The sequence below is a fragment of the Hathewaya limosa genome, assembly GCF_030815255.1.
Lineage (GTDB): Bacteria > Bacillota > Clostridia > Clostridiales > Clostridiaceae > Hathewaya > Hathewaya limosa.
This window is the reverse complement of sequence record NZ_JAUSWN010000009.1, coordinates 56,554-69,892: the sequence shown is the minus strand read 5'-3', so window position 1 is coordinate 69,892 and position 13,339 is coordinate 56,554. Positions and strand designations below refer to the sequence as shown.

Below are 13,339 nucleotides of genomic sequence, written 5' to 3'. Positions count from 1 at the left end.
TGAAAATATATTAATACAAGAGGGTGTAGTAAACATGATTAAAGAAGAGTCAATGATGAATACACTTCTTCATCTAATAAAGGTTCCAGGAATATCTGGTACTGAAAGTGAGAATCTTTCAGGTGAAGAAATATATAATATGATATTACAAATGCCTTATTTTAAAAAGAATCCAAATAAAGTTAAAAAAATTCCAGTAAAAGATGATTGCTATAATAGATTTTTTGTAACCGCATTATATGAAAATCCTAAAAAGACGAATAAAACAATAATTATTACTGGACATACAGATGTAGTAGGGATAGATGAATTTGGACATTTAAAAAATATAGCATTTGATGCAGAAGAATTTACTAAAAGAGTTTCGGAGTTTCCATTAACTAGAGAAGTTAAAGAAGATTTAGAAAGTGAAGATTGGTTATTTGGAAGAGGTTCTGCAGATATGAAGTATGGAATAGCACTCCATATGGAAGTTTTAAGAGAAATATCAACCAACAATACTATTGATGGAAACTTAATGATGGTAGCAGTACCAGGAGAAGAAAGTAACTCAGAAGGAATGGTAGCAGCTGCTGAATATCTTGAAAAATTAAGTAAGGAAGAAGGATATGAATTTATAGCTTTACTAAATTCAGAATGCACACTTCCTAAATATGATGGAGATACTACTAAAAAGATTTATTTAGGTTCTTGTGGAAAAATTATGCCTCTTTTCTATTTTGTAGGCAAAGAATCCCATGTGTGTGAACCTTTTAGTGGGCTTAACCCCAATATTTTGGCATCTGAACTAAATAAACTTATGGAAGTTAATGTGGAACTTTGTGATGTAGTAGAGGATAATATAACTCCTCCACCAGTATGTTTAAAACAAAAGGATTTAAAAGAACTTTATTCAGTTCAATTACCTTGTGCAGCTGCCGCATATTACAATATGATTTATCTTACAAGTTCACCAGAAGAAATTGTAGATAAACTAAAAAGACTTTCTTTGAGAGCTTTTCAAAATGCCATAAATATAGTTAATTCTAATATGAAATTATATAATGAGCATTTAGGAGAACATAAAGTTGAAAATCATATTGAGCCTAAGGTAATGACATATAATGAACTTTATGAAAAGGTTTTAAAAACTTATGGTGATAAATTTAACAAAGAATTAGAAGAAAAGATCTTATTATGGAAAAATCAAAAGTTAGGACATCAAAATATAGCAATAAATATAATAAGAGAAACCTTTGAAAAATATCCAGATAAAACACCTGTAATAATAATTGGTTTTTCACCTTCATATTATCCAGTTAGAACTCTTGATTCTAAAGATAAAAATTCAAAGATTCTTTTAAAAGCAGTAGAAAATACTATAGAATATGCTAAGGAAAAGTTTAATAGGGATATTTTCAAGGAAAGTTATTTTATGGGTATTTCTGATTTAAGCTATACAGGATTAAATGAAGGAGAAGATATAAGAAGTATATGTAGTAATATTTTAGGATTAGGATATAATTATAATCTTCCAATAGAAAGTCTTGAAAAACTAAATATCCCAAGTATTATTTTTGGAGGGTTTGGAAAGGATTTTCATAAATATACTGAAAGATTAAATCTTTCTTATTCAATTAAAGAAGTTCCACAATTATATGAGTATATTATAAGAAATATTTTTAAATTGCATAAATAACAAATTTCAAATATAGAATATAAATTTATTTAGGTTTTTTATAAAACAAACGGTAATGTATAAGATTAAAGTACTTATACATTACCGTTTTATTAATTATTTGCTATTGATATTTATTTTTCTTAGGAAGAATTAAAGCACATATTAAACATACTATCATAAAAAATGTCAATGTTACAAATATTGAATGTACACCTGTAAAGAAGGATTCTTTTATTTGTAATATAGATATATTTTTAGATGTTTGTGAAACTATGTTATCTGGAGTAATTCCTGATATTCCTAGTTTATTAAAGTATGAACTTATACCTGAGTTTAAAATACCACCAAATATACTAACAAAAATAGTTTGTCCTAAAGTACGAATTAAAGCATTAGTTGATGTAGATACACCTCTTTTTTGTTCTAAAACATGAGTTTGTACTACTATAGTAGTTGTAGTAAAGATAGAACCAAAACCAAAACCCATGATAGTTGTGCATATCATTAAGAAAATAATAGGACTAGAAGTTCCTAAAAATTTAAGACATAGTGTACTTACTACAAGTAATAATGTAGCCAATTTAAGTATTTTTTTATGACCGTATTTTGGCAATGCCTTAGCTAAAATAAATGAACTGGAAAGCCATGTTATTGACATAGGAGCCATAGATAATCCTGATATAATAGCATTAAATCCTAATACATTTTGAATATATAAAGGACTGTAAGTTTCTATAGCTGCAAGTACACCTGCGGTTATAAAACATATTAAATTAGCTAATGTTGTTGTCTTATTAAATATATCAAAAGGAACTATAGGTTCTTCAAAGTGTTTTTCAGTAAAATAAAAAATTACAAGGGAAATTATAGAAATTATAACAAATATTCCTGCAACTTTTAAAGAAGTTGAAAGAACCCCTAAAAGTAAAAATACTATAGAAATAGTCAATAAAAAAGCACCTAAATAATCAATTTTAGGAGAAGTTTTCTCAATATTTTCCTGTAAGTTTTTATTTAGTATAATTATAGCGATTATACCAAAAGGAACATTTATGAAAAATATCCAATGCCAAGATAAATAGTTAATTAAAAATCCTCCTATAAAAGGTCCTACTAAACTGGCTATCCCCCAAACTGTACTAAGCCATCCTTGAATTTTAGCCCTTTCCGATACATCAAATAAATCTCCAATAATTGTATAAGTAATAGTCAAAATAGATCCTGCACCTAGTCCTTGAAGGGCACGAAAAATAATTAATTGTAACATAGTCTGAGAAAATCCACAAAGTGAACTACCCGTTAAGAAAATTATAATACCAACAGATAACATTTTTTTTCTACCATATAGATCTGAAAGCTTACCATAAATTGGGGTAGAAACCGCCGAAGTTAAAAGATAAGCAGAGAATATCCAACTTATTAAGTCATAACCATTAAGTGAATTTGCTATGGTTGGCATGGCAGTGGTAACTACAGTTCCTTCAAAAGCTGCTAAGAACATAGAAAGCATTATAGCTATTACTACCTTATGATTTTTTTTATCCATTTTTATGTCTCCTTTCGTAAATAGTCATATAAAAGTTACATATAAAATAATACAACAAATTGTAATAAAAGTCTAAGTTATAAAAAAACAATGATTTTTTAGTGTAAATTTCTTGATTATAATAATATAAGTGTAAAAATTTTAAGTATTTTTAATAATGATATAAAAAAAGCTTAAAAAAATAATAAAACCAATTTATACAAAAACAGTCATAAAGTAACACTAATAAGTTTTAAAATTAAATAAAATTAAACAAAAATATGCAATAAATTACATTATGAAAAAAATTTAACTTGTACATAGAAAATTTATAAAATTAGTATTATAATGAAAAAGTAAGGTTGTATAAAAAATAACAAGAGAGTGGGGATAAAATGATTAACAAAAATGAAAAACAAAAGTGGCAAGAAATTCTAAAAAACAAAGTTCAACCAGCTTTTTTAGCACCATGGCAAGAAGAAGCCAAGGAAGAGGAATTTAAAGATATTGTTAGAGAAACTTTGCGCAGTGTAAATTCTCTAAAGGGTGATAGAGAAGATAAAAAATGTTTTTTAGGGGAATCTAAATGTTGTATAGCTAATGCTGATGACATTGTAGAAGTTAAAAAGAAAGCTAATATTCCAGAAAAATCTACTGATATCAAAGATGTTATGAAAGACGTAGCTGGTTATTTTAACGGAATGTTCAATTGGGTACATCCAAAAGCTATGTTTAATGTAGCTCCACCAGCTGCTATTCCTTCAGTAATGGGAAGTTTAATGGGAGCTATGTTTAATCCTAATTTAGTAGAACAAGAATATTCTGGAAATATAGCAGCTTTAGAAATAGAGGTAGCATCTATAATTTCAAAATTAGTTGGATATGATCCGGTAAAATCAACAGGACATTTTACTTTTGGAGGTACAGGAGCATATTTATTTGCTACTAAGTTGGCCTTAACTAAATGTCTTGGTAAGGAAAGTAGAAATACTGGAATAAGAACAGAGGCTCAAATATTAGCATCTAAAGTTGGACACTATGCAGTTAAAAATTGTAGTGATTGGACAGGCGTAGGAATGGACAATGTAAGATCTATAGATCTTAATGAAGATAGTTCAATGAATTTAAAACATTTAGAAGAAACAATGGAACAATGTTATAAAGAAGGAAAACCAGTAGCTATGATTGTAGCGACAATGGGAACTACAGATGCTTTTGCTATTGATGATATAAGAGGTATTAGAGAAATTTGTGATAGACTTGCAGAGAAGTATAATGTTAAACAAAAACCATTTATATATGCAGATGCAGTTATAGGATGGGCATGGAGTGTATTTAATACCTATGATTTTAAAAATAATCCTATGGAATTCTCAGAGGATACTTTAAAAGCTATAGATGAATGTAGAGAAAAAATTAAAGATATAAATCTTGCCGATGCTATAGGAATCGATTTCCATAAAACAGGATTTACTTGCTATAATTGTAGTATGATTTGTATGAAGGATAGTGAAGATGTAGAAATCTTGGCTAGAGGAAGAGAACAAATGGCATACTTATATCAATTTAGTGCATATACACCAGGGGAATATACATTAGAATGTTCTAGAGGAGGAGGATATGCTCTTTCAGCATGGTGTAATTTAAAATACTTTGGTTTAGAAGGATATAGAGCTATATTAGGAAATTTAATAGAATCAGAAAAATCCTTAAGAAAAGTTATAGGAAAAGAAGACTCCATGGTTTGTGTAAATGAAGATGACCATGGTTCAGTTACATTATTTAGAGTGTATCCAAAAACTTTAGGTGAAAAATTAAATGTAGAAAATTTTGCAAAGCATCAATATAAAAAAGAATTTGAAGATGAAAACTATAGAGAAGAATTAAAGAAACATAATGATTATCAATTTAAGATTTCACAAGAAATACAAAGAATGTTGTTTGAAGAAAATGGGCCTGCATTAAGCTTTACAAGTAAATTTAGATTAACACCTTATGGGGAGCCTATAGCAGCTATAAAGGCATATCCAATGTCTCCATATATGGGATGTGATGAAAAGGAACTTAGAGAAGATATAATAAACTTTATTTTAAAAGCAGCTGAAGCGGTAGACAAGCAATTAGAAAAATAATCTTTTAAAAGAGGGTGTTCTGTAAAGAACATCCTCTTTTAATTTTTATGTTAAAATTAAGAGAGAAACTATTAAGAAAATAAAAGAGAGGGAAGTTAATATGGAAAAATTCATATCTTGGAATGTAAATGGGATTAGGGCATGTGTAAAAAAGGGTTTTTTGGAATATTTTAAGGAGATGAATGCGGATATATTCTGTATTCAGGAAACTAAATTACAAGAAGGACAAATTGATTTAAATTTAGAGGGATATAATATGTACTGGAATTATGCAGAGAAAAAAGGGTATTCAGGTACAGCTATTTTTACTAAAAAGAAGCCAATTAATGAGTTTTATGGTATAGGTATTGATGAGCATGACAAAGAAGGTAGAGTAATAACTTTAGAATTTAATGAATATTATTTTGTAACAGTATATACTCCAAATTCTAAACAAAAACTTGAAAGATTGGATTATAGGATGAAATGGGAAGATGATTTTAAAGCATATTTGAAAGAATTAGATGAAAAAAAGCCTGTAGTTATATGTGGAGATTTAAATGTTGCTCATAAGGAAATTGATCTTAAAAATCCTAAAAGTAATAGAAAAAATGCAGGTTTTACAGATGAAGAAAGAAATAAATTTTCTATGCTACTAAAATCAGGATTTATTGATACATATCGATATTTTAATCCTGAAAAAGAGGGAGTATATTCTTGGTGGTCCTATAGGTTTAATGCAAGACAAAATAATGCGGGATGGAGAATAGATTATTTTTGTGTATCTGAAAAATTTAAAGATAGGTTAATTAGTGCCGATATACATACAGATGTTTTAGGATCAGATCATTGTCCAGTTGAATTGATTATAAAATAAATTTAAAATAGCATTTGATGTCTAAATAATTTAGTATCAAGTGCTATAATTTTTTTATTATATATGGATAAAACTTTAATTATTTATCTCTATAGGAATTTGTATCTCGGTTATAAATTCTTCCTCTAAACTAGTTTCATGAACATCTATTTTATAAATTTCAATAGGATTATCTAGAATTTTATAATTATTATTTTCTATGAATTCTAAAAGTTTAGTAATATAAACATGATTTTTTTTATAGGGGCCACCGTATGAAAAAGTTACATAATAGCCTTCTTTTAAAGTCAAATTATAATCAGGATCTTCATCTTCTAGAAGACAAAATACTGCTTTAAAATGATTAAATATATTTTGGTTGATTTTATCCATAGAATATATTGCACCTAAATTGTTATTTCCTAGAACATAAAATTTATGTTCATATTTTCTTTGAAGTTTTTTTAGAAGAAAATCGATCTCTTCATCTCGATGAATATCTCCATTTAATTTTAATGCTTTTCGTTCATTCATGAATTGAAGTTGAATTTTATATAAATTACTATTCGATACAACGGAATTTATAGCTTCTAATCTCTTTTTAATGTTTTTTTCTAGAGTTTTAAGTTCTAAAATTTTTTTTTCTAATAAAGAAATTTCTTCAATTAATATATTTTTAGTGAAATCTATGCTTCGGTTATCCAAGTATTCTTTTATTTTTTTCATAGGAAAGTTTAAATTTCTGAGTTCTTTTATTACATTAAGTTTCCAAATATCTCTTATGCTATACATTCTATAACCATTATTATCTCTAAATGGATTTAATATTCCTATTTTTTCATAGTACATTAATGAATCTCTACCTATATCATATATTTTAGATATTTCGCCTATCTTATAGTAGTTTTTCATAAAAAACACTCCTTAAAATTTTCAAAAAGTTTGACCTTGGTATTATACCATAGTTTATACTATTATTAAAGGAGTGATAATATGAGTACGTCAGTAGATAAAAATACTGAGACTAAAGGATTAAGAAAAAAATTTTTAAAGTATTTACTTCCCTCGGTAGCATCTATGTGGGTATATTCTTTATATACTATAGTAGATGGTATATTTGTAAGTAGAGGTGTGGGACCAACAGCATTAGCTTCTGTTAATATAGCTATGCCTTTTGTAAATTTTATTTTTTCAGTTTCTATGTTATTTACTACAGGGGCATCTACCATGATAGCCATTCATTTGGGAAGAAATGATTCAAAAAAAGCTAACGAAATCTTTTCTATGAACGTAACATTATTAGTTATAGTTTCTATGGCTATTTTAATAACTAGCCTTCTAAACTTGGATAAATTAGCACTTTTCTTAGGAGCGTCAAAAACGACTATTGAATTTGTTAAAACTTATCTTAAAATAATAATTATATTTAATATGTTTTTTATTGTTTCTTATTCTTTGGAAGTAATAATAAAAACAGATGGATTTCCACAATATGCTATAGTAGGCGTTGTTATATCTGCTTTAACGAATATAGTATTAGATTGGTTATTTGTTATAGAATTTAAATGGGGAATAGAAGGCGCAGCTGTGGCTACGGGTATTTCACAATTGTTTTCTTGTATATTTTTCTTAGTCCATTTTTTGAAAAGAAAGGGATCAAGATTAAATTTTGTAAAGTTCAAATTTGATTTTTCTATTATTAGAAAAATTTTATTTATAGGAGTTCCAGACGGGATAACAGAATTATCATCTGGTGTAGTTATCTTTCTATTTAATCAAAGTATTTTAAGATATATAGGAGAAAATGGAGTTGTAACTTATAGTATAATTTCTTATGTAAATACTTTAATTATTATGACTATGATAGGTATTACGCAAGGAATGCAACCGTTAACTAGTTTTTATTATGGCAAAGGTGAAAATAGTACAGTAAAAAAACTTTTAAAAATGAGTTTTAGAGTGATAGGTTATTGTTCTATAATAGTTTTTGTAATTTCAATGTTTTTTACAAGACCTATTGTAAGGGTTTTTATAGATGGAAATGTGCAAGGTGATATTTTTAATTATTCTGTAAAGGCGTTTAGGATTTTTTCAATTTCATTTCTTATTTTAGGATATAATATTCTTATATCAGGTTTTTTTGCTTCTGTAGCTAAACCAATTCATGCAACAATTATTTCCTTAGGAAGAGGACTTATTATAATTATAGCGTCCTTATTTGTCATGGTAGCCTTATTTGGAGGAAATGGAATATGGATGGCAACATCAGTATCGGAAGGAATTTGCTTGATTTTATCAAGTTTTATATTAAAAAAATCTAATTTAAAAAGATATAAAGCGGATAACAAAAAAATAGAAGAAAATAAAAGTAAAATAAAAGAAGAAGATGATGATGAGCAAGAAGTGCTAGATGCATAAAATTTATATTAAACTATTAAGTTTTATTATATATAAAAGATTATTTAATTAGTAAGTTTAATATAATTTTAAGGAGTGTAAGACTAAGTATGAAAGTAAAATTAGGACAAACAATAAGATTTACACAAAATAGAAAGATAAGTATTGAGAATGGTGGAACAGTTACAATAAAAAAAGGTGATATGGCTCAAGTGTTACGTAAAGTAGATAATAAGTCAGGAGAAATCCTATATCTTACAGGAGAAGCAAAGGGGAAGAGCCAGATAATTACTATGGAAATCGATGATAAGATAGATGTGGACAAGGTAAGTAAAGAAATTATGGCTATGTTAAATAAAGAAATTTAGTTAACAAATTAACGATAGAATGAAACATCTAGTTAAATAGTTAACCCAAAAAGCAATAGGTTTTAAGAAAACATTAAATTTTACTTAAAACCTATTGCTTTTTTATATGCATATTTTAACCAGTACAAAATTGGTTAAAAGTTAAAAAAATAGCTTAAAATTAAATTATAAAAATTAAAATGTCATAAAATAAGAAAATAATAAATATAAATGTAAATAATGATCTAAAGTTGTTACTTATTATTAATAATATTAAAGCAAATAGAATATTCAGAAAATAAATATTATTAAAAATAAAAATATAGAATTTCAATATTTAAAATCTATTATAAAAGATTAAAATGTAACTGTGGGAATAATAAAAAATTAACAAGAAAAGAGGGGCTTTTATGGGAAATGCAAGTAAAAGTAAGATGAGATGGTATAATTTAGCCATGATGGGATTTATGTCGGTATGGGGTTTTGGAAATATAGTTAATAACTATGCCAATCAAGGATTAAGAATAGTTGTGTCATGGATATTAATTATGAGTTTATATTTTATACCATATGTATTAATGGTAGGGGAATTAGGTTCAGTATTTAACAAAACTCAATCAGGATTAGGTGAATGGATTAAAGAAACTTCTTTTTCAAAGAATGCAAGTTTTTTAGCTTATTTAGCTGGATGGACTTATTGGGTTGTTCATATTCCATATATAGCAAGAAAACCTCATGGGGTTTTAATATCATTATCATGGGTTTTAACTGGAAGTGGAGAATTAATTAAAAAATTTTCAAGTAGTAAAATACAAATTTTATGTTTAATTATATTTTTAATATTTATGTACTTTTCATCTAGAGGAGTAAATTCTCTAAAAAAATTAGCTACTATAGCTGGTTCTTCAATGTTTATCATGTCTATATTATATATAATTCTAATGATAGCCGCACCATTTATGGTAGATTTAAAATCAGCTACACCAAATCTATTGGCTATGAAAAATTTTATACCCAAATTTGATTTAACATATTTTGCAACTTTATCTATGCTTGTATTTGCAGTTGGAGGATGTGAAAAATTATCACCTTATGTTAGCAACTGTGAAAATCCAACAAAGGAATTTCCAAGAGCTATGATACTTTTAGCTATAATGGTTATTATTAGTGCTGTTTTAGGTTCTGTAGCTATGGGAATGATGTTTAATAGTAATGCAATTCCAAAAGATTTAAAAATGAATGGGTCTTATTATTCTTTTAAATTATTAGGTCAATATTATGGATTAGGAAACTTCTTCTTAATCTTATATGCAGCTGCTGTTTTTACAGTACAAATTTCAGGTTTTATAATTGCAATAGATGCTCCATTAAAAGTTTTACTTAGTGAAGCAGATGAACGTTATATTCCTAAAGCATTAGCAAAGAAAAATAAAAATGGAGTACTTATAAATGGTTACAAATTAACAGCTGTTTTAGTTGGAATCTTAATGTTAATTCCAGCTTTAGGTATAGGAGATTTTAATAATTTATTTACTTGGTTGTTAGACCTAAATTCAATAGTTATGCCGATGAGATATCTTTGGGTATTCTTTGCATATATTTGTTTAAGAAAAAATGAAGAGAGATTTGATTTACAATATAAAGCATTTAAAAATAGAAAATTCGCTTTAATTTTAGGGGGATGGTGTTTCTTCTTTACTGCATTCGCATGTATAATGGGAATGATTCCTAAAGGTGCTGAACTTTTTTCAGGAGAATGGTATTTTAAATTAGCACTTAATATAGGGACACCGTTTGTATTACTTGGATTAGGACTAATTTTACCGATTATAGCCAGAAAAACTAATGGTAAAGTATCAGTTAAAGATGATATAAAAGCGTAATTTAAGTAAGTGGAATTATAAAGATATTTTTTATACATTTGTTTAATGAATACTTATGTAGTTAAGACTTTAATAAAAAGTTTAAATAAATTTTTTTATAGATGAGATACAAGGCTTATATTTATATATAATATATACTATATATAAATATAAGCCTATTTTATTTAGGAGTTATAAATAATATTAATAATAGATAATTTATCTTAATATGGAAGTGGTTATAATGATGAATACTTTTACAATGATTTTTAAAATTATATTGGCAGGAGTTTTAGCTGGAATTATAGGATTGGAAAGAGAATTACATTCAAAAGAAGCTGGATTTAGAACTCATTTTTTAGTAGGAGTAGGTAGTGCATTAATTATGATAATATCAAAGTATGGATTTCTAGATATTTTAGGACATACTTCGATAGGTTTAGATCCTAGCAGAATGGCTTCACAAGTTGTTAGTGGAATAGGTTTTTTAGGAGCAGGTACTATAATAATAGAAAGAAAAGTAGTAAAAGGCTTGACTACGGCGGCAGGAATATGGGTAACAGCAGGAATTGGGTTGGCTATAGGTTCGGGGCTGTACTGGATTGGCATATTTTGTACACTAGTTGTGTTTGTAGGATTAGAGGGATTACAAAAGTTGTTTAGATTGACAACAAGTAAAACATTAGATGTTTCTATAACATTATTAGAAGCACCCATATATGATTTATGTGAAGTATTGAGCCAGGAAAAGTGTACTATTTCTTTTTATAAAATGAGTAAATATGTAGAAAATAATAAGGAGTTTTATATTATTGAATGTAGAATTCGAATTAAAAATAATATAAATTCCTTGGAGTTAATAGAAAAAATTCAGAAACTTGAAAAGGTTAGTTCTGTTAATGTAGAAACTCTTTAAGGATAGATATTAAATAAAAGTTGATTTTATATAAAGTTTTAAATATAATAAAAAGTGATGTTTTTTGAACACGGGAGGGCGAGGGATAAAATATAAAAGGTGAAAAAATTGAAAAAAAATAAGAAAGTATTTGATCTTAAGGGTAATAATACAACTCTAAAAAAAGAGATCATCGCAGGTCTCACATCATTTTTTGCCATTGTTTATATAATCGCAGTTAATTCATCTATTCTAGGAGATGCTGGAGTACCTATAGAAGGCGGTATAGTAGCTACTATATTAACTTCTTTTGTAGGATGTTTATTAGTTGGATTTATAAGTGATGCGCCAATGATTTTAGTTCCAGGTATGGGAGTAAATGCACTATTTTCGTATACTATTGCTACAAATATGGGATTAACGTGGCAGCAAGGTTTTGCAGCAGTATTTGTATCAGGAATTGTATTTGCTATTATAGCTTTTACTAAATTATCTAAGATACTTACGGAATCAATTCCAAATTCACTTAAAGAGGCTATTACAGTAGGTATAGGTCTGTTTATAACATTTATAGGGTTACAAAAAAGTGGTATAGTAATACATAGTGAGTCAACATTAGTAGCTTTAGGACATTTCAACGATCCAATGGTGTATGTAACATTTATAAATTTAATACTTACATTGATTTTATTTATATGTAATATACCAGGAAATTTTTTGATTGGTATGATAGGTGGAACAATTATATCCTATTTCTTTGGTTTAGTCGATATATCTAAATTAAATTTTGCCAATTTTTCATTAGGTGCCTATAAAAATGTATTTATGAGTATGGATTTTAGTGCTATAGGGTCTGTTACATTTTGGGTAGCAGTATTTTCACTAGCGCTAGTATTGGTATTTGAAAATCTAGGATTATTACATGGGCATGTTAATGTTATGTTAGACGAACCTAAGAAATTTAAAAGCTGTTTTAGATGTTGTTCTATTTCTGCAATAACTTGTGGAATTTTTGGAACAAGTCCAACGGTAGCCACAGTGGAAACAGCTGCTGGTATAGCTGCAGGTGGAAAAACAGGATTAACTTCTGTAGTTACAGGGATATTATTTTTAGCATCTTTATTTTTACTACCATTTATAAAAATTATACCAAATAGTGCCATATCACCTATACTTATAATTATAGGTGCATTAATGATAAAGAATGCTCTAAACATTAATTTTAATGATTTTTCAGAAGGTTTTCCAGCCTTTTTAATTATTGCTATGATACCATTAACTTATAGTATTGTTGATGGTATGGCTTTTGGATTTATAGCATATCCAATAGTAAAAATAGCTAATAAAAAATCAAAGGATGTATCAATTGCTATGTATGTAATAGCTTGTATGTTTTTAGTAAATTTTATATTACATGCATTAGGATAATTTAGTACTTATAGTATTAAAAATTGATTTTTATAGAAAAAATTATTTAAAATGTTTTTAACATAAGTTAGTTAAATAAAAATAAAAACTGTACATTATTTTTGTACGGTTTTTATTTTTATTTAGGTAAAAAACTTAATTTATATGTTTTTATAATATATTATGTACATCAAATAAAAGTTAAGAATAGGGCGCACAATATAAGATATTTACTCAAAATATGATATAATATAGATATTTGGTAAAAATACCATGAAA

At 27.0% G+C, this 13,339-nt stretch carries 10 protein-coding genes; 8 read left to right on the top strand and 2 right to left on the bottom strand.

The annotated features are described in order from the left end of the window. Positions 1-34: 34 nt before the first annotated feature. The gene (locus tag QOZ93_RS06490) at positions 35-1,678 is read left to right on the top strand and encodes a M20/M25/M40 family metallo-hydrolase (RefSeq protein WP_111943101.1); all 1,644 of its coding nucleotides are present in this window, start codon (positions 35-37) and stop codon (positions 1,676-1,678) included. A 103-nt stretch (positions 1,679-1,781) separates the two neighbouring features. Here QOZ93_RS06490 and QOZ93_RS06485 read toward each other — a convergent pair whose 3' ends face one another. Next, the gene (locus tag QOZ93_RS06485) at positions 1,782-3,206 is read right to left on the bottom strand and encodes an MDR family MFS transporter (RefSeq protein WP_307355574.1); all 1,425 of its coding nucleotides are present in this window, start codon (positions 3,204-3,206) and stop codon (positions 1,782-1,784) included. Between the two features lie 374 nt (positions 3,207-3,580). On the opposite strand from QOZ93_RS06485, the gene QOZ93_RS06480 reads away from it, so the two are divergent. Beyond that, positions 3,581-5,317 (top strand): pyridoxal phosphate-dependent decarboxylase family protein, encoded by a 1,737-nt coding sequence (locus tag QOZ93_RS06480; protein WP_307355573.1) that lies wholly within the window; start codon positions 3,581-3,583, stop codon positions 5,315-5,317. Between the two features lie 100 nt (positions 5,318-5,417). Then, on the top strand, positions 5,418-6,173 hold the full coding sequence (locus QOZ93_RS06475; RefSeq protein WP_111943093.1) for an exodeoxyribonuclease III: 756 nt from the start codon (positions 5,418-5,420) through the stop codon (positions 6,171-6,173). A 75-nt stretch (positions 6,174-6,248) separates the two neighbouring features. Here the strand turns inward: QOZ93_RS06475 and QOZ93_RS06470 are convergent, their stop codons facing one another. Further along, positions 6,249-7,064: a MerR family transcriptional regulator gene (locus QOZ93_RS06470; RefSeq protein WP_111943091.1), complete on the bottom strand. Its 816-nt coding sequence runs from the start codon at positions 7,062-7,064 to the stop codon at positions 6,249-6,251. An 81-nt stretch (positions 7,065-7,145) separates the two neighbouring features. On the opposite strand from QOZ93_RS06470, the gene QOZ93_RS06465 reads away from it, so the two are divergent. The 5 genes from QOZ93_RS06465 to QOZ93_RS06445 all read left to right on the top strand — a co-directional run bounded on the left by QOZ93_RS06465 (position 7,146) and on the right by QOZ93_RS06445 (position 13,081). Then, positions 7,146-8,570, top strand: a complete 1,425-nt coding sequence (locus QOZ93_RS06465; RefSeq protein WP_307355572.1) for an MATE family efflux transporter — start codon at positions 7,146-7,148, stop codon at positions 8,568-8,570. A gap of 89 nt (positions 8,571-8,659) precedes the next feature. After that, on the top strand, positions 8,660-8,917 hold the full coding sequence (locus tag QOZ93_RS06460) for a hypothetical protein (RefSeq protein ID WP_307355571.1): 258 nt from the start codon (positions 8,660-8,662) through the stop codon (positions 8,915-8,917). Between the two features lie 389 nt (positions 8,918-9,306). After that, positions 9,307-10,779 (top strand): amino acid permease, encoded by a 1,473-nt coding sequence (locus QOZ93_RS06455; protein WP_111943085.1) that lies wholly within the window; start codon positions 9,307-9,309, stop codon positions 10,777-10,779. Between the two features lie 223 nt (positions 10,780-11,002). After that, positions 11,003-11,674, top strand: coding sequence for an MgtC/SapB family protein (locus tag QOZ93_RS06450; RefSeq protein WP_307355570.1), 672 nt, complete (start codon positions 11,003-11,005; stop codon positions 11,672-11,674). A gap of 99 nt (positions 11,675-11,773) precedes the next feature. Continuing rightward, positions 11,774-13,081 (top strand): NCS2 family permease, encoded by a 1,308-nt coding sequence (locus QOZ93_RS06445; RefSeq protein WP_422723874.1) that lies wholly within the window; start codon positions 11,774-11,776, stop codon positions 13,079-13,081. Positions 13,082-13,339 lie beyond the last annotated feature (258 nt).

Bases quoted from the DNA above. Each gene is read 5' to 3' on its own strand.
- QOZ93_RS06490 (WP_111943101.1), top strand. From the start codon at position 35: ATGATTAAAGAAGAGTCAATGATGAATACACTTCTTCATCTAATAAAG.
- QOZ93_RS06485 (WP_307355574.1), bottom strand. From the start codon at position 3,206: ATGGATAAAAAAAATCATAAGGTAGTAATAGCTATAATGCTTTCTATG.
- QOZ93_RS06480 (WP_307355573.1), top strand. From the start codon at position 3,581: ATGATTAACAAAAATGAAAAACAAAAGTGGCAAGAAATTCTAAAAAAC.
- QOZ93_RS06475 (WP_111943093.1), top strand. From the start codon at position 5,418: ATGGAAAAATTCATATCTTGGAATGTAAATGGGATTAGGGCATGTGTA.
- QOZ93_RS06470 (WP_111943091.1), bottom strand. From the start codon at position 7,064: ATGAAAAACTACTATAAGATAGGCGAAATATCTAAAATATATGATATA.
- QOZ93_RS06465 (WP_307355572.1), top strand. From the start codon at position 7,146: ATGAGTACGTCAGTAGATAAAAATACTGAGACTAAAGGATTAAGAAAA.
- QOZ93_RS06460 (WP_307355571.1), top strand. From the start codon at position 8,660: ATGAAAGTAAAATTAGGACAAACAATAAGATTTACACAAAATAGAAAG.
- QOZ93_RS06455 (WP_111943085.1), top strand. From the start codon at position 9,307: ATGGGAAATGCAAGTAAAAGTAAGATGAGATGGTATAATTTAGCCATG.
- QOZ93_RS06450 (WP_307355570.1), top strand. From the start codon at position 11,003: ATGATGAATACTTTTACAATGATTTTTAAAATTATATTGGCAGGAGTT.